The sequence below is a fragment of the Thalassobacterium maritimum genome, assembly GCF_031127805.1.
Lineage (GTDB): Bacteria > Verrucomicrobiota > Verrucomicrobiia > Opitutales > Coraliomargaritaceae > Thalassobacterium > Thalassobacterium maritimum.
The window spans coordinates 38,849-61,099 of sequence record NZ_JARXHW010000022.1; the positions used below are offsets into that span (position 1 = coordinate 38,849).

17 protein-coding genes are annotated in these 22,251 nt (G+C 51.3%); 7 read left to right on the plus strand and 10 right to left on the minus strand.

What is annotated here, in order from left to right; genetic code table 11:
* Positions 1–95 precede the first annotated feature (95 nt).
* The 6 genes from QEH52_RS10660 to QEH52_RS10685 all read right to left on the minus strand — a co-directional run bounded on the left by QEH52_RS10660 (position 96) and on the right by QEH52_RS10685 (position 6,346).
* Complete coding sequence (locus QEH52_RS10660; protein WP_308950347.1) at positions 96–2,141, minus strand: hypothetical protein; 2,046 nt, start codon at positions 2,139–2,141, stop codon at positions 96–98.
* Positions 2,138–2,566, minus strand: coding sequence for an ExbD/TolR family protein (locus QEH52_RS10665; protein WP_308950348.1), 429 nt, complete (start codon positions 2,564–2,566; stop codon positions 2,138–2,140). Before QEH52_RS10665 ends, QEH52_RS10660 begins: the two co-directional genes overlap by 4 nt.
* The gene (locus QEH52_RS10670) at positions 2,566–3,078 is read right to left on the minus strand and encodes an ExbD/TolR family protein (RefSeq protein WP_308950349.1); all 513 of its coding nucleotides are present in this window, start codon (positions 3,076–3,078) and stop codon (positions 2,566–2,568) included. Before QEH52_RS10670 ends, QEH52_RS10665 begins: the two co-directional genes overlap by 1 nt.
* A gap of 63 nt (positions 3,079–3,141) precedes the next feature.
* Positions 3,142–3,882 (minus strand): MotA/TolQ/ExbB proton channel family protein, encoded by a 741-nt coding sequence (locus tag QEH52_RS10675; protein WP_308950350.1) that lies wholly within the window; start codon positions 3,880–3,882, stop codon positions 3,142–3,144.
* Between the two features lie 136 nt (positions 3,883–4,018).
* Positions 4,019–5,131: a LacI family DNA-binding transcriptional regulator gene (locus tag QEH52_RS10680; RefSeq protein WP_308950351.1), complete on the minus strand. Its 1,113-nt coding sequence runs from the start codon at positions 5,129–5,131 to the stop codon at positions 4,019–4,021.
* A gap of 177 nt (positions 5,132–5,308) precedes the next feature.
* Complete coding sequence (locus QEH52_RS10685) at positions 5,309–6,346, minus strand: hypothetical protein (protein WP_308950353.1); 1,038 nt, start codon at positions 6,344–6,346, stop codon at positions 5,309–5,311.
* 236 nt (positions 6,347–6,582) lie between these two features.
* Between QEH52_RS10685 and QEH52_RS10690 the strand changes: the two genes are divergently transcribed.
* Positions 6,583–8,364, plus strand: coding sequence for an SGNH/GDSL hydrolase family protein (locus QEH52_RS10690; RefSeq protein ID WP_308950355.1), 1,782 nt, complete (start codon positions 6,583–6,585; stop codon positions 8,362–8,364).
* Positions 8,365–8,761: 397 nt separating this feature from the next.
* On the opposite strand, the gene QEH52_RS10695 is transcribed toward QEH52_RS10690, so the two are convergent.
* Complete coding sequence (locus QEH52_RS10695; protein WP_308950357.1) at positions 8,762–9,592, minus strand: LamG domain-containing protein; 831 nt, start codon at positions 9,590–9,592, stop codon at positions 8,762–8,764.
* Between the two features lie 116 nt (positions 9,593–9,708).
* Here QEH52_RS10695 and QEH52_RS10700 point away from each other — a divergent pair, with 116 nt between their 5' ends.
* The 3 genes from QEH52_RS10700 (at position 9,709) to QEH52_RS10710 (ending at position 15,064) form a co-directional block, all read left to right on the plus strand.
* On the plus strand, positions 9,709–10,578 hold the full coding sequence (locus QEH52_RS10700; protein ID WP_308950358.1) for a helix-turn-helix domain-containing protein: 870 nt from the start codon (positions 9,709–9,711) through the stop codon (positions 10,576–10,578).
* Positions 10,579–10,733: 155 nt separating this feature from the next.
* Positions 10,734–13,424 (plus strand): golvesin C-terminal-like domain-containing protein, encoded by a 2,691-nt coding sequence (locus QEH52_RS10705; protein ID WP_308950360.1) that lies wholly within the window; start codon positions 10,734–10,736, stop codon positions 13,422–13,424.
* A gap of 104 nt (positions 13,425–13,528) precedes the next feature.
* Entirely contained in the window at positions 13,529–15,064 is a 1,536-nt protein-coding gene (locus QEH52_RS10710) for an FAD-dependent oxidoreductase (RefSeq protein ID WP_308950362.1), read from the plus strand.
* A gap of 201 nt (positions 15,065–15,265) precedes the next feature.
* Here QEH52_RS10710 and QEH52_RS10715 read toward each other — a convergent pair whose 3' ends face one another.
* A complete protein-coding gene (locus QEH52_RS10715) occupies positions 15,266–17,497 on the minus strand; it encodes a glycoside hydrolase family 5 protein (protein ID WP_308950364.1) in 2,232 nt (743 codons plus the stop codon).
* A 61-nt stretch (positions 17,498–17,558) separates the two neighbouring features.
* The gene (locus tag QEH52_RS10720) at positions 17,559–18,140 is read right to left on the minus strand and encodes a hypothetical protein (protein ID WP_308950366.1); all 582 of its coding nucleotides are present in this window, start codon (positions 18,138–18,140) and stop codon (positions 17,559–17,561) included.
* A 269-nt stretch (positions 18,141–18,409) separates the two neighbouring features.
* On the opposite strand from QEH52_RS10720, the gene QEH52_RS10725 reads away from it, so the two are divergent.
* From QEH52_RS10725 to QEH52_RS10735, 3 genes are all read left to right on the plus strand, one after another.
* On the plus strand, positions 18,410–19,480 hold the full coding sequence (locus QEH52_RS10725; protein WP_308950368.1) for a glycoside hydrolase family 5 protein: 1,071 nt from the start codon (positions 18,410–18,412) through the stop codon (positions 19,478–19,480).
* 50 nt (positions 19,481–19,530) lie between these two features.
* A complete protein-coding gene (locus QEH52_RS10730; protein ID WP_308950369.1) occupies positions 19,531–20,547 on the plus strand; it encodes a glycoside hydrolase family 130 protein in 1,017 nt (338 codons plus the stop codon).
* Between the two features lie 219 nt (positions 20,548–20,766).
* Entirely contained in the window at positions 20,767–21,438 is a 672-nt protein-coding gene (locus tag QEH52_RS10735) for a prepilin-type N-terminal cleavage/methylation domain-containing protein (protein WP_308950370.1), read from the plus strand.
* A gap of 72 nt (positions 21,439–21,510) precedes the next feature.
* Here QEH52_RS10735 and QEH52_RS10740 read toward each other — a convergent pair whose 3' ends face one another.
* Positions 21,511–22,251 carry a hypothetical protein gene (locus QEH52_RS10740; RefSeq protein ID WP_308950371.1) on the minus strand — a complete coding sequence of 247 codons (741 nt, stop codon included), beginning with the start codon at positions 22,249–22,251 and terminating at the stop codon, positions 21,511–21,513.

Sequence of the window (22,251 nt, forward strand, 5' to 3'; positions counted from 1 at the left end):
AATATATTTATAATATGTAAAATTTCTAATACGCGACAAGTGCCACGTCACGCAACTGATTGCACGCGACACGAAGAACTGAAATGTACTTAGATTTATTGGCCTAAAACAGCATCCGCAGGACACATCAGCACCGAGAAATTAGCGACTGCGGGGCCATTCTCCAAGCGCAAGAGAAAGCTATTGTATCCAGGTTTCAACAACACCCGGCGAAAGCCTTCATCGAGTTGCCAACCGGAGAGGCCCACGTCCTGAAAGACGACCAAATCATTGATCCACAACTTGGCCCGATCATCACTGGCCACTGCGACAACGACATCCATCGCACTCTCACAGAAAACCTCCGTATAAGCAAAATACACAGTCGAGCTCAACTCGTCGGGCGGCTTAATACGCAGGCTACCGGATTGAACAAAACGCCAGCGCAATTGCATGGCCTCTTTGGTTCTGGGATGACGTTTGCCCTCATAGCTCGCATCCAGATCGACCATTGTTTCCGGTGGGAAGGATTGCTCAAACTCCGGCCCCTTAGGTAAATCCCAAGGCCCGATGATATACCAGGTATCCACAAAGATCCAACCCTTGCGACTGGACTCCTGATCGAAGCGCCGTCCCGGTAAGGCTTGAGCAAATGTCTTGCGGCTATCCAAGCGAATGCCTGATGGGTTGTTTTGACTCTTATCTGCTCCAAGAAAAGACTCGCTATCATACGAAGCGCTTAAGCCCGCCTGCCCGGTGTCGTCGTCGCCACCGGAGAGCGATGCATTGGCATAGCTTTGCTGCATCAAACTGCGCAGGTCCTGCAAATTTCCATTCGATCGCCCCATATTGGAGCCGGCCATCGCCATTTTTGCTTTCAGCGAGGCCGCCTTGCTCAGTGCCTGCTTCAGTTGGTCCGCGGTCTGAGAAGCCTTATCATCAGAACTCTGAGCACCACTGGCCGAGCTCAAGCGATTCTCGGCCTGCCGTGCGATACGCTCACTCGACTGCACGGCTTGGTTGAGAGCTTCGTTGAAAGCCTGAAACTCTTCGCTAGAATTTGGCTGATTTTGCTTCAATGATTCAGCCAAATCCGGGCCCGGATCCGTCTTGGGTGCATAGACCTGCTCTTTCGCCTGATCCAGCGGAATCTGCTTAAATTCGGCAAGTTCGGCCGCTTTGTTTTCCGCAAACGCTTCGTCCAGCCGCTCGGTCATCGCTTGGATTGTTTCATAGAGTTCATCGGTTTCCATGCGGTCCAAATCAGCCTCACTGGGCACCGCTTCCCGCTCCGCTGAGTCCGATTCCGATGCAGGTAGCTCTGGTTCCACTTCTGGCAAAGTATCCACTGATGTTTCCGTCAACGTTTCAGCCGGCGTATCCTCGGTCGGTATGGGCGGCAGTGCACGCGCTGGCATCAGAAAGCTTTCAAACTCTGCCAAATAGGCCTTAGCCTCCTCAGCAAATTGCTTCATCGCCTCCACGCGTTCTGTCATAAAACGCACAATTTTCTCCTGCTCCCGATCCGCTGGCAGGGCGACCCCGCTCTCATACGCACTGACGATCGAAGCTTGCGCGGGTGTAATCTGCACAACGACCTCCCGTGCCTGTTCCAAAGCCGCCCAAGCGGAGTCGTTTTCAACTTCAATTTGCAAAGCCAACACCCGCATTTGTTTGGAATGTGTATCCGCCAAATTACGCAACTGTATCAAACTTTTCGCGACACCTTCTTGCTGCGTAAGAAAGCGGCTCTTTGTCTGCCAATAGCGCATTTCATCGGCTTGCTGCATCAGGTGACTACTTTGGGCGGCCAATTCATCCCAAATGTCCGGCGTGCTCAAAGATTCCTTTCGGGCTTCGACGACCTCTTCGAGCGACAAGACAGTCTTACGCAATTTCCTGGCATTTTCCTTCAACTCCTCCCTCTTCTTCAGCTCCTTATTGCGGGCAATTTCACGCACTTGCTCACGGTTTGGCTCAGGTCGCTCCACTTTGACCTTCCTGACGATCTCGCCCTCTTCGTCGACTTCCACCTCCAGAATGGCAAATGTGGTCTGACGCCAATCATCGTTAAAATACAAGGCAAGTGACGCCGCAGCAGCCAGCAGCAATGAAATCAGCAGCGCAGCCTGGAGCGGAAATTTCTGTATCAAGCCTATCATTTGTCGTATTTCTCATGGTAGGTGCGCACCCCTACATTACGTAAATTTCGAAAGCTCAGCGCATCGAGCACTTCGACGAAACGATAGAACGGTGTATTTTCATCGGTATCCAAGCGAATACGACGTTCCGCGTCCTCTTGTTCAATGGTCCGCAGCTCGTCCAGCAATACCATGATTGTTACCGACTCTCCCTCATAGTAGATCTCCCCCTCAGCATCGATTGCGATCGCCACGACGCTATCATCCGGTGGCACCTCCAGCGACGAACGCGAGATCGGCAAGTTGAGGTGCTCCACCTCTTTGAGGTCCTTTTTCAACATCGTGGTCACGAGGAAAAAAATCAGCAGCAAGAAGACACAGTCAATTAGAGGCGACATGCTAAGTGCCACATCCTCGTCTTCCTCTTCATAAGCACGGCGACTCATTAGCGATAGCCTTTCATTTCAAAATCCTCCGAGCCGCGATAGCGCAAGCGCACGCCCACTTGTTCAAAGCCCTGAAGGGCTAAAGTATCCAGGGCATCGATCACCCGCTGCACGGGCACTTCGCGGTCCGCATCCAGGCGGATTCCGACACCGGTTCCATGTGTTTGCGCAACCGACTTAAGATCCTCAATAAAGGATGCCACCGGACTATAACTGAGCCCTTGCATGGTGCGTGATGCCCCATTGGCTCGTAGGATTTCCCCACTATCATCCATCGCATAAATAATCACCTCCGATTCCGCAATCGGCGCCAAGGCGGAAGTATAATCCGGTAAAACCACCGGGATCTGCTTTTCCAACTTCTTCAACATGGTGGTCACCAAAAAGAAAATGAGCAGCAAAAACACACAATCGATCAGCGGCGACAAATCGACCTCCACATTATCATCCTTTCGAGGCCGATTACGCAAGCGCCGCATCACCGCCACCCGGGAGGTGGAAGAAGTAGTCAAACTCAACTTTGGAGTGTTAGAAGACATCAGACGAGGGCAAGGAATGACACGTGAGGCATTCGATCATTCTTTCGACTCTGGGGTTTGCGCATCCTCCGCATGCAGCCAGGGCGACATCAGGCTGTCCATGGTCTCTTCCAGGCGTATGCCGAAACTGTTGATTTTAGACTTAAAGAAATGGTAAGAAGCCAGCGAGGGTATCGCAATAATCAAGCCGAGCGCGGTCGTAATGAGCGCTTTACCAATCGAATCAGCCAAGACCGAAGCATCCCCCGTATCCCCCATCAGCGCCACTTTTTGAAAAGACTCAATCATCCCGATAATCGTCCCCAACAAGCCCAGCAAAGGCGAAATCGTCGCAACAACTGCCAAAGGATAATTACGCAACTGCTGGCGGCTGACCGCTCTGGAAATAAGATCGGATCCCCCTAACGCCAAGATCTCAAAAGGTATATGTTTGTGCGAGGCAATGTAGTTTCCCACCGATGAAAGCACACTCATATTTCCCTTACAAGCGGCACTCATTCCATCAAAATCTGAGCGCTCCGCACACTCCCGCAATTGCAGCTCCAAGTGCTTGGGAATAAAGTTCGCACGCCGCACGACGATCATACGCTCGATAAAAAAGACCAGCCCGACAAAGCCCACCAGTAAGAGGACGATCGAAGTCGCCCCACCCTTGAGCACTTCGGCCACCCAGTCGATGGTGCCCACGGCATCGGATTCCAATTCAATGGACGCGGGTTGAGCCATTAATATCTGAACGAAGAGGAAGGGTAATAGGATTAGAGAGAGGCGTTTCATATGATATGGATAGACAATCTTAAACAATAGTATTTCGAGAAATTAAAGACATGGAGCGCAGCCAGTGCCTATAAGAAATCCAAACGATTCCAATAAGTAGAATATTGCCGCACAAAACAAGTACCCAACCACGCAATCATTGCGTATCTAACGGAGAAGCAAATGATGGGCTAGTAGGTATTTTTTTCGTCAGACTCGGACCATCCACCCACACACCTTCCACCATGGTGGTCAAAGGAACGGCCGGCACCCCGCGTTCCCCACGCTGCAAGGCCCCCACAATCAAGTCCGTCGCGGCCGCGCCGATATCGGCAGGGCGTTGATCCACTCCAGCAATATCAGACTGCCCTTCGAACCAGCCTAAACTGACAAAGTCCACTTCACCGGGCATATGGATACCTGCACCAGTCAGCTCTTCCATCACTTCCAAATTGTCGCTAATCACCACATCCAGCTTTTCTTGACGACACCAGGCTGGCGTGTCCTTCAATGTCGTATCGTTAAATAGAAAAGTGCTAATATTAAACTCTCTATCCTTTTTACCAATGCCCTTCAACCGATCATACTGTGCCAAGAGCACGGCTGACAACCACAATTCATCCACCCGTCGACTGGTATCTGTAAACACACACAAGCCTACACGCTTATACCCCAAGTAATACAAGCGTTTAAGCGCTTCCTGCATCGCGTGAAAATGATGCGGCGTGCTACGATGCAATATAGGCGACATGTGCGAATACCCAACCGTCGCACAACTGAATTTCTCCCAATCCAAATCGAGTGGTTTATGCACATTCGGCGTCGGCGCGAGAAAGAGCCCCAAAATACCTCGGGCATAGAGTATTCGACTGAGGCGCCCCGGCGTCATATTGGGTTCCCCCAACCAAAAGTGCTCTAATTTATACCCCTGCCCCTCCAATCTCCTTTTCGCCCCTTCATAGCAACGCAGATAAAACGGATTCTTCAGCCAGATGTCACGGCTCTTAAAGTTGGTAATATAGGCGATCGTCGTGACACTAGAACCTGTTGAGCTACCACGACGGCGTGCCGCAAAGGCAGAAAGCAAGGGATCGGGCCGATATCCTAACTGATCCGCAACCGCCTGAATACGCTGACGGGTCGCTTCGGGGATTTGTGGATTCGAATTTAAGGCGCGACAAACAGTGGACGCAGACACACCAGCCGCCTCCGCCACTTCCTTCATCGTCACACGACCACCGTCCATTGAATGCTTAGTTGAAGTCGACACAGGCAAAATATTTTAAGGGTTAAATCCGTAGATTGCTGTATAAATTACCACGAATTATGATGAAGGCGAACATCCCAAAACTGGCTCACATCGCTGAGAAATCAACCCTTAAGCGCAATCTATTGCGCACACTTTGACAATCACACATATTGAAGTTTGCGACGCGCCTGCAAGCGATTAAGTCAACTCAATCGCTCGCGCGCAGGATTCCAATGCATAAAATGAAGGCTTGGGTAGTCCCTGCTGATTAAGCAGTCCCCATGCGGTCTCTGCAGGGCAATCCGGCTCCTGACATTGCCAGCAATTCGCAGCATCACGCCAATTATAGTAGGTTGCTCCAATGACAAAGGGCTTCTCGAGAAATATCTTCATCGACTCTTTGATATACTCAGCTTGCACCGCCTCACTATGCTCGCCTCTCCAGTTGAACTTCCAACGCTTCACATCGCAAGGATAGGCACCTGCATCAATGTCCGCTGGGGTCATATTTCCGCCTGCAGAGGCATAGCCAAACTCTTGAATAAAAATCGGCTTGCCTGTGAGTGCGTAAAATCCGTCCAAATACTCGTGCCAACTTTCCGGGCCGCCTTTGCGCCAAGACCCAGGATAACTATCAAACCCCGCATAATCGACTGGCAAAGAGGGGTCCCCATAAATGCCTTTCGCTAGAATCAAGCCCTCATGCGCATCCGTATTCCCGTCGACCTCACCGGGTAAAGAAGGAAACAAGGTGATATTGATGCCCACCTTCAACGAGGGAACTGCCTCCTTCATCGCACGAATCCCTACCTTCAGAAACTCGACCGATTGATCCATGTCCAGGTTATCGCGAAAGATCCAGATATCCAATTCATTCGCAACCTGCCACCACTCGATTAAACCTTCAAACTTCAGAGCAAAAAAACGACTCACCGCCGCATAAGCCTCATAGTATTCATCACTGCCGGGAGTCAGTCCAAGCTTAGCCATCTCGCGCGGCCCGGGTGACAGTCCCATTAATTGAAATCCTGAATCTCTCAAATCCTGCACCCGCTGACAAGCTTCCTCAAAACCTGAAGACTGTGGCTCATTCTTCATAAATGCAGCTGCATCAAATTGAAAGTCCCCAAAGCGTAACCAGCGAATGCCGACGGACCGCATCATCTCCAAGTCTTGACTAGTTAATTCAGGAAGTCGCGCAGCGACACCAAGCATAAAATCGTTTTCAATCTGCATTATACGAAGGGGTTGTTTGTAGAAATAAATACGGGCAACATGCCCACTCCGACTAACATGTGGCGAATGCTTGGTGTGGATCAACAGCCCCTCCACGCAATTAGTTGCACATACAAAAGAGACTTAGCTTAACTTGGCGGTGAACGACTGCGGTATCACAGCACACCACAGCTACGCAATTAATTGCGTGGCGGCAACCTTGCGAATGATGACTCCAAAGATATTTAATTAATGCTATGTTGCTTCCCCAATGCCCTTCGTATTTCAGAAAGAATATCGTAGTCCTGACCATCATTGCCGGCCTCATCGGCTCGATCTCAAGCCATGCCCTTGAGCCCATCCGCTACGTGGCGACGGGAGCACGTATCGGCGTCTACACCCAAAACACAGATACCGAGAAAACTGCCTACTGGCACCGCACACCTCACCAACTGGGGGGCCCGGTTTCTGAAATGCAAATTGGTTTCATGAACTGGTTACTCAGCTATTCTGTTGAAGCCGCCAACAGCAGCGAAGTCACCATCGAATACGCCTGGTTGGAGCGCGCTTCCGATGGGCAAGTCGTCCCCATTACCTTTAGCGGTTCCCGCAGTCTGGTCATGCCGGCCAACGATACAGAACCTTACTGGCTGGCCGACCCAATCGATTCCAGTGTATGGACCAGCGGCACTCCGCAACGAGACGAAGTCTTTTGGCTCAATATCAAAGGCAGCATCCCCGCTAGCGGCAAAGTTTGCCAAGGCAATCCAACAGGCTACAGCGGCTCCAAGTTCATCCTCTACGATCCAGCCAACGGGCCCGGCAGCTACGACACGACAGGTCCAGTCCCGTCGATCACCGGTCAATACGCACGCACCCGTGGCTTACCCACCATGTTCCTCGGACGCTTCACCGAGCCAGGATATCCCTCCGTGATCGGGATCGGCGATAGTATTCTCGACGGCTCAGGCGATGCCACGAGTTCCTACAGCACCATTTCCGGCTTCGGCTTCTTCTGCCGTGCGGCGGTCGATGAGGACGGCAAAAACACCATCGCCACTTTTAACCTCACCCGCCATGGAGCCACCACCACCGCGCTGCTCAAAGCAAGCAATCCTCGTCAGGCTCACTTTCTGAAGTATGCCAATGTCGCAGTGGAAGAATATGGCACCAATGATCTGGGAAGCAACGGGACGGGGGACGTCAGCGAGATTCTAAGCCGACTCGAAGACATTTGGACACTCTGCCGCAATGAAGGCATTCAAAAAATCATTCGCACCAAGCTCATGCCCCGAACCGTTTCGGCATCCTATAACTGGGTCAGCCTGGCAGACCAAACCCCCAACACAGGATGGGGCGACGCCAGTCAAGGAGACAGCGGGAAGCGCGACGCGCTCAACGCCGCTCTGCAAACCTCATTCAATAACGGCGACATCGACCTGCTACTCGACACACTCACGCCATTGGCGGACCCCACTGACGACCACTATTGGTTCACCAACGGCACCGGTGATTACATGACAAAGGATGGAACCCACCTAAACGGCACATCCAATGCCATTATTGCGGTCATCCTACGCGAGGCCTTACTCTCACTCACCGTCGAGGAGAACGCCCCACGCTATAGCAGCTGGGCCGAAGCGATCGATTGGGCCGGCGAAGATGACTCCCCTGAAGCGGACCCTAATCATGACGGCATTCCCAATGCCATGGCTTATGCCCTCGACCTCCCCCCATTGGCAACCATCCCCGCATCTGCTAGGCCCTACGCCACCTACGACAGCACGAGCGAGAATGGCCCATGGCTAAACTTTATCTTTCGACAAAACGTCAACGCCGAGGATGTCATTTTCAACTACCTCTCCACCACGAATCTAAAAGATAATTGGTCCACTCTGGTCACCGACGACATTGAAATCATCGAAGAAACTATAGATCCCGACCCCGACGGTGACGGCAGCGCAGTGCTCAAAAAGCTACGCATCAAACTCGCATCTGAAGACACGCAACGTTTCCTCAAATTGGAACTCACACTCTAGTATACCTGGGCTCAATAGTATGCCTGAGCTCAACTGCTCTCAATGAGGCAATCGTCTATTGCCCTCAAGTTCTCTTCGTGAGCACTCCCATGAGTGTATAAAAATTCATCATACACCCACCAATCAAACAGACATCCATTTCCGAGCCGATCACCACCTTGGCGTGCTGGCACTCGGATGACTCCAGTCAGCGGTCGAGCCAGTGAAAGCAGCGCAACGCTAGATAGTAAGATTGCCATGGTTGAACCGGAGTGATGTTAAGCTTCAACTGCGCATTTCAGGGCCATGGCGTATGATCAGCAGCAGCGCCGATGATCGACAATAAACAAAAAAAGGTGGGCCACACAACGTAGCCCACCTGATGTCTATGAAATTTGAAGAGTAGATGAAAACTCAATTAGCAACGGCGCCGGATCACAACTAATCCCATCAATAAAGCCCCAACAAACACGCCAGTATGAGCAGGCTCTGGAATCGCAGAAGCACGAATCGACTCCAATGCTGCAGTATCCAAAACTCCGTTATAAATACGAACATCATTAAACAATGCAGTCGGCGTACGATCAGAGCTCGTTGCCGGAGTGCCACCGATTTCAAGATCTGATGAGCTCGCAACGATCGCTCCAGACTTCGCATCCGAATCGTTCATCACGACCGAGTCTGTTTCGCTCCCCAAATAGAAAGAGACGTTATCCCCAGTGCCAATGCTACTATCATAAGTAACAGCAAGAAAAACCCATTCATCAAGTTGATAGCCGACATTATCGGAAGATTGCACCGCCCCGGAAGTACTATTAAAACCAAAAGAAATGCGGTAGTCACCATCCGTTAGCGCGCCTGTTTTTAAATTCATTTCAAAACCACTGGCACTACCACCAATATTCGAAATCAAACGATCACTATCACCAAAAGCACTCACATTCACCCACATGCTAATGGTAATCGCGTTCAAAGCAAACGCAGCATTATTGGAAGTATCAGCTCTAAAAAAATCCTGCGTACCATCGGCAGTCGACAAAGCGTAATCAAAAGTCCCAGCACCTCCGGCCTGAAAACTTGCACTGTTAATTAATTCACCATCGATCTCCAGCGTACCCGAATCTTCCAGACTATTGTCCATCGTGTAATGCGATAGCAAGGTCTGCCCTTGAGATCCAGTTGCGGCTAAAGTAAGTAAAACAGCTGCTTTAGTGAAGATAGATAGAGGTAAAAATCGAAATGAGTACATAATAATATTAATTAGTTAGAATGAAAACTGAGGTGCTCGCCTAGCCTTTTAATTCCTCAGATCGAGACAATTCAATTTAGTTGCCATAATTGCTCAAAAAATTACTAGATTTCAGCATGCTCACTGAGGACAAAGATCAACTGCGCTATATTGACTGGAATAATCTGCACTTTGCGCTGGAATGGATATACGAAGGCAAGCCTGCCCAAAGAAGCTGCCGCAGCTACCACAGCTTCCCTGGACTATCTGCATGGCTAATAAACAAAGGCAGCATCAAAGTGGTCGGTGAAACTTACTCAGTCGAAGCAGAGGCAGGTGACTGGGTCTTCCCACCGGCCAAAAAAGATGAGCGCATTTTCAGCAACGACCTAGAAATACTCTCCCTACGCTTCGAAGCGAGTTGGAGCGCCGACCATGAACTTTTTAAAGAAGCCAATCCACTGACTTGCAGCTCGAAGGATTTCCCAAGGTTAGAACGGCTCGCTCGATCTTTACTCAAGACAGCAGGCCCACACCTCACACATCATAGAAGTGAGATGAAATTTCAGTCGATCGACATCTACAAATACACTAAAACACACCGGGGCTTCATGGATTGGATCGAGGTATACTTGCGAACTATGCAAAAAATAGGCGCACAATTCCATCGAGTAAAAATCACCGATGAACGTGTTCATGTGGCCAAAACTTACATCGATACCATAGACTTGAACACCAGATTTCGAGAAAAGATACTCGCAGATAAAGTCGGTATTAGCGTCGCGCAGCTCAACCGTATCTTCGTCAAAGATATGGGGATCACCCCCACCGCATACTACAGCGAACGAAAATACCGCAAAGCCAAACAAATGCTAATTAACTCCCCCGCCCCCATCAAACAAATTGGCTACGAACTCGGGTTCAATAATCCCTCCAACTTTACTAACTGGTTCTACTCAAAGTCAAAACACAGCCCCAAGGCCTTTCGCCAACAAGCCATGCAGTGACGGCTCAACAAGTGAGCAGTCGTTCCCGCCCACGTGCAACCAATTGCAATTCGCGGACCTTGTGAAGAATCGTAGATTGGGTTCTCCTAAGATCGACTACCCCTGGTCGAGTTCCCATTTGGGGACCATCTTACCCACTCCTACCCCTAAACATTATGATTCGACACATATCGCGATCTGTTACGCTGCGCTTACATCACTGGTTTAAACGTCTCGGCGCTCTGACTGGCCTCCCCCTCCTACTCTGCCTCACAGTAGAAGCCGCACCGCCGGAACTCCAAACACAAGGGAACCAAATCGTAGTCAAATCCACCGGTGAACCCATCCGACTGGTCGGCGTCAATATCCCGAGCCTCGGCTGGGGGAACGGAGAATATCTAAGCGAATCCGTCGATGCAGCCTACTGGGAATGGCGAGCAAATATTATACGACTTCCCATCAGCCAAAGTCATTGGCTAGGCCCCAATCAAGTCACCTACCGCGAGATCGTCGACGATGTCATTCAACAAATTTCGGACTACAACATGTATGTGATCTTCGACTTACATGAATTTCATAAGCCCACCAACACGAACCTCACCTTTTGGCTAGATGCTGCCGATCGCTACAAAAATAATCCTGCGGTTTTGTTCGGATTGTTCAATGAACCGAACAACCTCGGTGGTTGGGATGCCTGGCTCAACGGCACGACCAATCAGCCGGGCATGCAAGACTTACTCGATACCGTTCGTTCTACGGGCGCCAACAACATCGTTCTAGTCGGCGGCAGTGACTACGCCTATGATCTAAGCGGTGTCTTCGATGGCTACGTGCTCACAGATACAACAAATGGAAACGGTGTCGTCTATGACGCACACCTCTACCCCTTAAAAAGCTATTGGCAATCGCGCGTAGGTAATATCGGACAAGAGCACCCAATTTTGCTAGGTGAAATCGGCCACCCGGGTGGTACCTCCTTTCTCGGCTATTCCATCGATGACGAATTCAGCTGGGTACCACAAGCGATGGATTGGGTGAACTCGCACAACTTTCACTGGACAGCTTGGTCACTCCACCCGACCGCTAGCCCAAATATGATCAACAGCTGGGACTTCACTCCGACCAGTTTCTGGGGAGCGGCGGCGATCGCCCACATGCACGCGAATTCGAATCCATCAGCCGAACGCGTCATAGGTGGCACCGTCATCGGCACAACGGGCACACGAACCGAACCACTCTCCGGTGTTCTAACTGATTGGAAATATGGCGCAGTCACCCCTTTCAACGGAGGATTCAGTACTTACTTCGATGCGGCCACCGCCGATGGAGCCTGGACCGGACTCGATCTGATTACTCCCCAACGCATCACCCGTATCGAATACATGCCGCGTGAAGCTTACGGCAGTCGTATGGTCGGCGGTGTTTTTGAAGCGTCTAACACCGCCGACTTCAGTTCAGACGTCACCACACTCTACACGATTACCAACAGTCCAGACGACTCTGGCCTCATTTACACATCTGCAATAATCAACAATACCAACACTTTTCGTTACATTCGCTATGTCGGTCCCGATGGCGCTTATTGCAACGTCTCTGCCCTCCTATTCTATACCGGCGATGGCATTGCCGATACAAGCGCTGGCGAAGATGTTATCGTGGATAATGCCGATGGCAGCGGACTCCATACAGTCGGTACATGGCTCAGTAGCACAGGAACCAGTGGTTACAACGCCAGTAACTACTTGCATGACAATAATTCATATAAAGGACAAAAGAGTGTTCGCTTTACTCCAAACCTGGCCAGCTATGGCGACTACGAAGTCTTCGCTCGCTGGACAGCCAGCGCCAACCGTGCCAGCAATGTCCCCGTCGATATTATCCATGGCCACGGTACCGCGTTCGATCAAATCGATCAAAAAATCAATGGCGGGGATTGGATTTCGCTCGGTGTCTTCCCTTTCGGCGCAGGAACCAGCGCGAGCCTATTGATGGGTAACACCAATACCGATGGCTATGTGGTCGCAGATGCAGTTCGCTTCGTTAAAATCACAGACGACATTATCATCGATAACAGTAATGCATACGGATTACATGCTGTCGGAAACTGGCGTATCTCTTCTGGTTCTGGCTACAATGGCTATGCGCGTCACGATGAAAACACAGATAAAGGCAATAAGAGCATGCGCTTCACACCGGACATATCCATTGCCGACGATTACGAAGTCTTCCTACGATGGACCGCGCATCCTAATCGCGCAAGCAATGTCCCGGTCGACATCATTTCCTCTCAAACAGGAACAACGACTGTAACGATTAACCAACAACAAAATGGCGACATCTGGCACTCACTCGGCACCTACCCGTTAGGTACCGGCACAGGCAACAGCGTCCTGATTCGCACGAATAACACTAACGGATACGTCATCGCAGATGCGGTCCGCTTCATCCGCGACACTGCGACTGAATACATCATTGACAATACGGAATCCACCTACGTCACACTAAACGGAAGTTGGAGTAGCAGCACCAGCACTTCCGGCTACTTCGGAAGCAACTACCTACATGATACTAACAGCGGCAAAGGAAGTAAATCGGTTCAGTTCACACCCAACCTCGCCAAGGCGGCAACCTACGAAGTATTCGCACGCTGGACTGCCTATACAAACCGCGCGAGCAATGTCCCTGTGGATATCAACTACAATGGCGGAAACACGACCGTCACGATCGATCAAAAACAGAATCACAACCAGTGGATCAGCCTCGGCAGCTACAGTTTTAGCGCCGGAACCGCAGGCACCATCACTTTCCGCAACGACGGCACCAACGGCTATGTCATCGTGGATGCTGTGCGCCTCGTCGAACAATAAATGTCCAGTGCAATCGCTCACATGGCTAAGCGGCCTACTCGACCTATCCCTAGGCCAAACCATATCCTGGATATAAGAATCCATATTTGAGCTTTCCCAATAATATGCCCCCGACACCCACATACGATCTTTGTGTCTACGGAGACTCCCCATCCGCCATCGCGGCCGCGACTCAGGGAGGGAGAATGGGCGTTCGCACAGTATTAACTGTCCCGGGTAACCATGTCGGAGGCATCCTCGTCAATGGACTGGGTTCTAATGATCTGGACAATCATAACTTCAAAAACTCAGTTGCTGTCGGCGGGATCGCCCGGGAGTTTTATCAACGTATAGCAGACTTCTACGGCGGAGGTTTAGGCTATCGCTTCGAACCTCATGTTGCAGAGTCAATCTTCCTGAGCCTGCTCGAAGAGGCCGGTGTCGACATCCTCTTTGACCGACGACTGCGGGAAAATGGTGGTGTTACGATGCATCAACATCGCATAACCGCGATCCACTTCGAAAACGGAGCTAGCATTCTAGCCCGTCAATTTATCGATGGCACTGTCGAAGGTGATTTAATGGCCTTTGCCGGCGTTCGCTACACCTATGGCCGCGAAGGGAATGCGGCATATGACGAAACGCTTAACGGCGTAGTTCACCATTCCAATTATCGCCAGTTCACAGTTAAAGTGGATCCTTACATCGAAGCCGGAAATCCGGATTCGGGACTCATCGCCAGCGTCCAGGCGGAACCGCTGGCGGAAAACGGCAGTGGTGACCGGGCCAGCATGGCTTTCTGCTTTCGCATCTGTCTGACTTGCAATTCACAGATACGTATTCCAATCCCCCAGCCAGACAATTATCAGGCGGAGCAATATGAGATCTATCGACGCTACTTTGCTGCGGGCGCGGGTGACAACTTTTTTGCACCCGATGCGCGCATCCCGAATCAGAAATCCGATATCGGTAGTTGGCACGACCTCTCGGCCAATCACTACGGATACAGCCACGGCTGGCCCGATGGCAACTATGCAGAACGAGAGAGTATCTACCAGAGGCATCGCGACTTTACGATCGGGCTCATCTGGTTCCTGCAAAACGATCCTTCCGTGCCAATATGCATTCGCCAAAAATGGGCCAACTGGGGCCTACCTGCGGATGAGTTTCAAGACAATGAGCACTGGCCGCATCAACTCTACGTGCGCAACGGACGACGTATGCTCAGCGACTGGATCATCACCGAAGCAGATCTCACACAAGGGAATCCCAAAGTCGCCGAGGACCCGGTCGCACTCGCCTTTTGGCCTCCCGACATGCATCATGCCCGCCGCATCGTCAAAGACGGGCAAGTATGGAACGAAGGCTTTGTTTTCGGTAGCGACATCCAGTGGCGCCCCTTTGGAATCAGCTACCGGGCCATTCGTCCCAAGGCAAATGAATGTACCAATCTACTCGTACCCTCAGCCCTGTCATCCTCCTATGTCGGCTACGGAGCCGTTCGTCTGGAATGGACTTTCATGGTACTAGGACAAAGCGCGGCCACCGCCGCAGTAATCGCCCTCCGGACAAAAGACACAGTTCAGAATATCTCCTACGAGCAACTACGTGAACAACTCCTCGTTGATGGGCAGATTCTGGAAAATATACAGACTGAATAAATTACCGTGCCATCCTCTAACCGACCACGCGGCCCGGCAAACCTAGCTTGCCGATTTCACAACACCCCTCGCACATATCCCGGACGCCTGAGGCAGGAACTGTTGCCCCAACCGTCCGCGAGACGCGACCGCCGCACGAAGCTTGCTATGCTCTACCGAACAAACGAAGCCTCCGACGCCTGAGGGCAGGCGTCCCTACCTTTAGCGCATCCGCTTCATTTCAAACTGCTTGCCATGCAAGGCCTCCTTGGCAAACACGCCCCAAAACTCGGTGGGCTCGTAAGTCCAGTCTTTGATCAACACCGGCGTCGCTCGGGGATGAAAGCACCAGGCGGTCCAGTTGAGGCGGTATTTTTGAATAAAGCCCAACATATCCGGCACCCAAGTATAAGGCGACTCCTGAATTTCATGCGGAATAAAGTCCATTTTATTCGTATCGGCCCCCACTTCACCGACAAGGATCGGATACTGCTCGGCCACTGGAAGCACAGTCTTCGCCCATCCCGTATGCCAGTTGTATTGATGCCATGAATACATAATACCATTGCCCCCTTCGTGCTCATCAAGCGCATAGCCTTGGACCACACCAGATAAGTCTCCCGACCATCCGATGCCACCGACAACGACGATGTTTCTCGCCCCCGTCGAGCGCACCGCATCCAACAGGCCCTGCATACCTACAGACTCGTAGCCTTGATTGGCTTTCTTCTCAGCATCAGTTAAAAAACCGGATTCATCTACACCTGTCTTGGTGCCGACCCAGCCGCCATTGCGCCAGACCTCCCAGGAGATTCCGTGCGGCTCATTCATCAGATCAAACAAGACAGCGGGGTGATTCTTGAAGTGTGTCGCCGCATCGACCCAGAACTGTGCGTGGATCGGCTTTGGTGCGCGATAACGGTGCAGATCCAACACAAGATAGGCCCCGCGATTGGCGACGAGCGTCACGATCTGATCGATCGTATCGCGATAGCCTTGTCCACCATCTTTCTGGTAAACGCTAGTGCCATACCAAAACTCTTCTTTAACTGGTAGACGAATGACATTGGCATTCCACTCTTCGATACCAACTACGGCCGACTTAATCACCTGTGTATCGTGTGGCAGCGTCTCCAGATTACCGGCATTCAAGCCCTGCAACCATACTTCTTCGCCATTGGAATCCACCAGACGATTCCCTTCAGTATGTAGTTCCAAGGGCCAATTTTCTTTTTGCGGCTCCTCAGGCGCCACGTAGCGCATACGTGCTTCTTCCGCTCGTTTAGCAGCCGCAGCTTCTAAGGCTTGTGTGTCGGTCGGCTCCAACTTGATATCATCAATATCCATGGTGCCACTCGCCACACTAAACAATGCAGGCATTAACTTAATACTCACAGCGCCTTCTGGCACGAGAAAATCCCGGCTCACATGCACCCACCCATCGGTGCCACGCGAATAGGATGGGCTTGGCTGCGGCTTCAACTTCTTACCATCGGCATCGAGAATCTCTGCGATGACGCGCGCATCAAACCAAGGCTTTTCCCCCACCTTCAAATCCGTCACACGCCAGCGCCAAGACAACTTCAGCGCCTTAACATCGCTGGGCAAATCAATCTCACGATACAACATAATCAACTTCCCGGGTTCGGTCGACTTCATGCGCACAAAGTGATCGCCCGCTTCGTTCTCGTAGCTACCGTTTTCCTTGAGCTGCCCCCAATGATCGGGCCATGCTGGATTCTTTTGAGTCGACTCAAAGTTACCATTAGAAATCAGCGAACCTGTCGCATCCAACAAGGCCTTCGCTTTAGCCTGTCGTTTTTCAATATCAGACTGTTGCTGTAAGGCCTGCTCCGATTCTTTTAATGCAGCCGCTTCGAGTAATGCCGTGGGATCAATCGGTGTCAGTACCAGATCATCTAAATCATAGGTGCCCGCCTTTACGTTAAACAAGCAAGGCATGAACTTAATAATACGCGCCCCCTCTGGAACTAAGAAACTCGCTTCTTTTGTCACCCACTCGGGTTGATCTTTGCCATAGGCAAATGGCTTCGGACTCTGCGTAAGCTTCTTGCGATCCCCATCCATAAACTCAAACAAGATACGCGCATTGAACCACGCCTTCTCGCCGCGTTGCAGATTCGTAATGCGCTGCTTCCAGCTGAATTTCAAAGCGCGCACCCCCTCAGGCACCGCAATCTCACGATAAGCCATGACCAGTTTTCCAGGCGTGGTAGATTGCATACGCAGATAGCGGTTCCCACCTTCTTCGCCCCACAGGATGCCCGTGCCTTTGGGCCAAGCGTCTGGCCATTGATCCATGTTGGCATCGAGTTCGACGCCTGGGTTGGATAATATAGAATCCTGCAGTGACGCAGCCTGGGCCGACGACACGCTACCTGCCCAAAGCAGGAAGATCGATTGAAGGCATAGAAGATGAAGAGAAAATCGCATACGATTGAGTTAATTGATAGGAAGAAAATTGAAAAACGATCTGATTAAAATGAAGCGTAAATTATAGTAAAGATGCAGGGTCGATCGGAGTAATCACCAGGTCATCTAAATCGTAAGTGCCCGCATTAACATTAAATAGGCAGGGCATGAACTTAATAATTCGCGCCCCCTCAGGAACCAAGAAACTCGCTTCTTTCGCCTCCCACTCGGGGTGATTTTTACCATAGGCAAATGGCTTCGGACTCGGCGTAAGCTTTGCGCGACCTGCATCCATAAACTCAATCAAGATGCGTGCGTTGAACCACATTTTCTCACCTGGTTGCAGATTGGTAATGCGCTGCTTCCACGTAAATTTCAAAGCGCGTGCATCGGCGGGCACCCCAATTTCGCGATAAGCCATTAACAGTTTCCCTGGAGCCGTTGCTTCAATCCGAAGAAAACGATTTCCTGCTTCCTCCCCCCACTGGAGGTGTTCGCCCTTCGGCCAACGATCCGGCCATTGGTCAAGGTCCGCATCCAACTCAAAGCCGGAATTCGTAATAAGTGAATCCGCCGCTGCGGTCATTTGCGCAACAGCAGAACTACCAGTCCACGCAAGTAGCAGAACAGATTGAAGACAGAGTAAACAGGTGGAGTATCGCATTGTAATAAGAATAATGAGGTTAAAGACAGACCGTCGAAGATCTATAAAACAACGCTACATAAGATCATCTAAACCACAATCAAAGCTCTCCGCAATAAGTTGCACAGAGCCAGCATTGTATCAGCAATAGGAACGATACATTGCTCGAATCACCGTTCAAATCCCTCAATGATCCCACCCAACTATTAAAGCCCCATTATCCAATGCAGCAGTCACCACGACTTACTTTACTATGTTTAATCGCACTCACATGGAGCACTGTCCAATCTATGTTCGCCGACAACATTGATCGCAACTACCCCAACGACCCACCCACCGAGAGCGCAAAAGCTGGTAACTGGCCCGCGCCCATCAAAGTCTCCGGCAATCGCTTGACCAATGCGAACGGCGAAGAGGTCTGGCTTCAAGGCGTCGCGATCCCCGGACTGGAAATCGTGCCGGCCGGTCATGGTGTAGTTCACTCAGCCATCGTGGCGATCGAAGAGTGGAAGGCCAATGTGGTGCGTCTGGCCATTAAAGATGAGTTCTGGTATGGCCTCGGCAAAGGACAAAGCGACGGCGGACTCGCCTACCGTGCCACCATCGATGCGGCGGTCAACGCAGTCGCCAATCGCGGTGCCTATATCGTGCTCGACAACCACCGCTTTCGTGCGGTCAAAGCAGAACACCTCCCCTTCTGGCAAGAGCTCGCCACGCTCTACAAGAATCATCCGGCGGTGCTCTTCGACATCATCAACGAACCGCACGGCATCTCCTGGGAAGTCTGGCGCAATGGCGGCTTCGTGGCCGATGAGTCAGCAGCCATCAACGAAGCCGGCTTTCTCAACGAAACCACCCTGCAAGCCAACCGAGGCTTCGAATCGCCCGGCATGCAAAAGCTCGTTGACGCCATTCGACAGACTGGGGCAAAGAACGTCATCATCGCTGGTGGATTGCAGTGGGCCTACGACCTCTCAGGCATTTTGGAAGGTTATGCACTGGACGATCCAGCGGGGCACGGCATTATGTATTCGACTCATGTATACAATTGGAAAACCGGTTGGCAAAAAGCCTTTCTGGACGCCGCGGAGCACTACCCGATCTTCGTCGGTGAGGTCGGCGCAGATATTAAGAAGATGCATTTCATTCCTTCAGACGACCAAGAAGATCCCTACACTTGGGTGCCCGACATGCTAGGCATTATTCAAAAGCATCGACTCAACTGGACAGGCTGGTCCTTCCACACATGGGCCACTCCTGTGATGCTTTCCAATTGGCAGTATGAACCCACCCCTTTCTGGGGGGCATTCGCAAAACGTGCCCTCGCCGGTGAGCAATTCAAAAACAAAGGCCTTCGCTAAGATCAGAACATCAGAACAAAACTCCAGCCAACATCAATTCCACACACAACATGACCACACAAACATCTCCCCTCCAACGCCACCCCGCCAATCCAGTACTCCACGAAGACGACATCCCATGGGATTGCATGTCCGTCTTCAACGCGGGCGTCTGCAAATGGGAAAATGGCTACATCATGCTCTTTCGCACCGACTCCGGCCCCCGCGCCCATCCGGATGCCTATCTGACTCGCGTGGGCCTAGCGCGCAGCCAGGACGGCCACAATTGGAAAGTCGACCCGGAGCCGATTTTTGATCAACAGAAAATCCGCGAATGGCTGAAAAGCCAATATGATGTACGCTTTGGGGATAAGGAAGTCGTCCGTGTCTACGACCCACGCATCACGATGATCGATGCTGAGGCCTACTTCTGTTTCGCAGTCGATACACAGCATGGCATTCGCGGAGGCATCGCCAAAAGCACCGACCTGCGCAACTGGGATCTCCTCCACATCACTTTACCCGAAGATCGGAACATGGTGCTCTTTCCCGAGCGCGTGAACGGCAAACTCATCCGACTCGACCGTCCATTCCCCCTCTACCTGCGCGGCGGTCGCGAGTCCTTTGACATCTGGATCAGTGAGTCTCCCGACGGCATCCATTGGGGCGAACACAAACTCCTGCTGGCTGCGGAAGAAATTCCATTCGGCAACGCCAAGATCGGCCCCGGTGCGCCGCCAATCCGAACTGAAAAAGGCTGGCTCACCACCTTTCACGCCGTGGTGAAGCATGAGGACAAAGAACTCTTCACATGGAGTGAAGGCACGTGGAACAAAGAATACATTGCCGGCCTGATGCTGCTCGACCTCGAAAATCCAGCCAAAGTCATTGGCATGAGCAAAGAGCCGCTACTACGTGCCGAAGCTCCTTACGAACTGGAAGGCTTTCGCGGTTCCGTCATCTTCCCCGGTGGCTTCATTCTGGAAGACGACGGCATAGTCAAAATGTATTACGGCGCAGCCGACACCGTCGTGGCCCTCGCGGAAGGTAAGTTAGAAGACCTGCTAAGTACGATCGAACCGCTATAACAAAGAACCGTGCGCTCTGACGATCCAAGCAACACCACGACTTCCAATAAGGCCAGTCAGTCTGGCTGGCAGCAATCATGGTGCTAGACATGGGAACCTCAAAATGGCAAGTCTCAGGCCGAACCAATGCAACTAGTTGCACTAGCAATGAGTTGCCCCGACATCAACGACGCAATAAATTTCATTATCTCACTAGAATGACTACCGCCCCTCACCCCCATGAAAGCATTCAAAAAAACGTCCCCGCACCTGAACGGATTCAGCCTGATTGAATTACTCACAGCAGTCGCCGTGCTCGGCATACTCGCCGCAATTCTGATTCCCACCATAGCGAATGTCCGCACCAAAGCCAGTTCCGCAAAATGCACCTCGCAATTAAGGCAAATCGGCGGCGCCTTTCAGATGTATTTACAAGACAATAATAATCTCCTACCCAAATCAGCACTCGGAGATCCCTTTTCAGGACAAAGCCCGTATTACAATCGAGACCCTCGTCGGATACAGACACTATTCGGCTCTTATTGGGGAGCCCTCAAAGCCAACAGCTGGAGTAACTCCGAAGCCAATATGAGCTACGATGGCACTTTATCATGGCCAGAATGGGAAAATAATCGGCGAGGAAACGGGCCAAGCCTGATCGGCAACTGGCCGCTAAAATTAACCAACAGTGAAACCCCAGCGACAAAGCCACCTTGGGGCAAATCTTACCTATTAATCGAAAATCCAAGCCAAGCGGTCATGTACACAGAATCCGATGCTGAATTAATTCCTAACGCGGGCTGGTCTAGTGCCCTGCCAGAAAAACCAATTCATGGCAATTTCCGCAACGCGCTGTTCTTCGATGGCCACGTGGAGCAATTGGATCTCAACTTCAACCTTAATATTATTTAGTAAAAAGCTTGCGCCAATAACGCCAATAAATCCGAACACTGTCTCGTGGTGCGCAGAGAGTGACTGCTTTGTCTAGTCTTGAAGCGAAGTATCCGTATAACTCAACCAGTAATGCCCAGGAGGCGGTGGGCCGTATTCAATGATTTCAGACTCCGTGTAGGTATGCCGCATCCCACTCGGCGAATACACTACGATCCCAGTCATGCGCTCGTTTGACCGCATCACGGAAACGTCATCATACAGAATGTTCCACTGCTCTGACTCCTTCTCGGCGACTCGTGTGAAAAACCGCCGCTTGTGGTCCAGTTTCGGTTGCATGAATTGCACCTCTTGCGGTGCAATCGAAAAGATACCACTGCCGACACTGGCAGCGATCGGCAAGTGCCCCAAATTAATGACACGCACAGTTCCCGCGGGAAAATCCTCCTCGCCGTCCTCGTAATAAGTTAAAATATACTCACCACTCGCAGTCGCGGCAATGACCACTAAAACGCTTTCGACAGTGTCGCTCACCTTCACCTGAGCAATCGCCTCATACCGAGTGTGCGCCTCCCCCGAATCATCGAGAAAATGGATTTCTTTATACACGTCGCATGGCCTGTCCGATTTAACATCAAAGGGCGGACTGATCGCATAAGGGTATGAACTAACAGATCGATACTCGCCATTGTCCTTAATCACATATGCCGCATCCGATTCGTCTAAAAACAAAACGCGGACTGCCACCGCTGCTGTCTGTGCCGCTGCAGCACTCACAGAGAAACTCATCAACAAAAAGCAGCAAAGCGCACGAGGCGGAAACAAGACATTCAT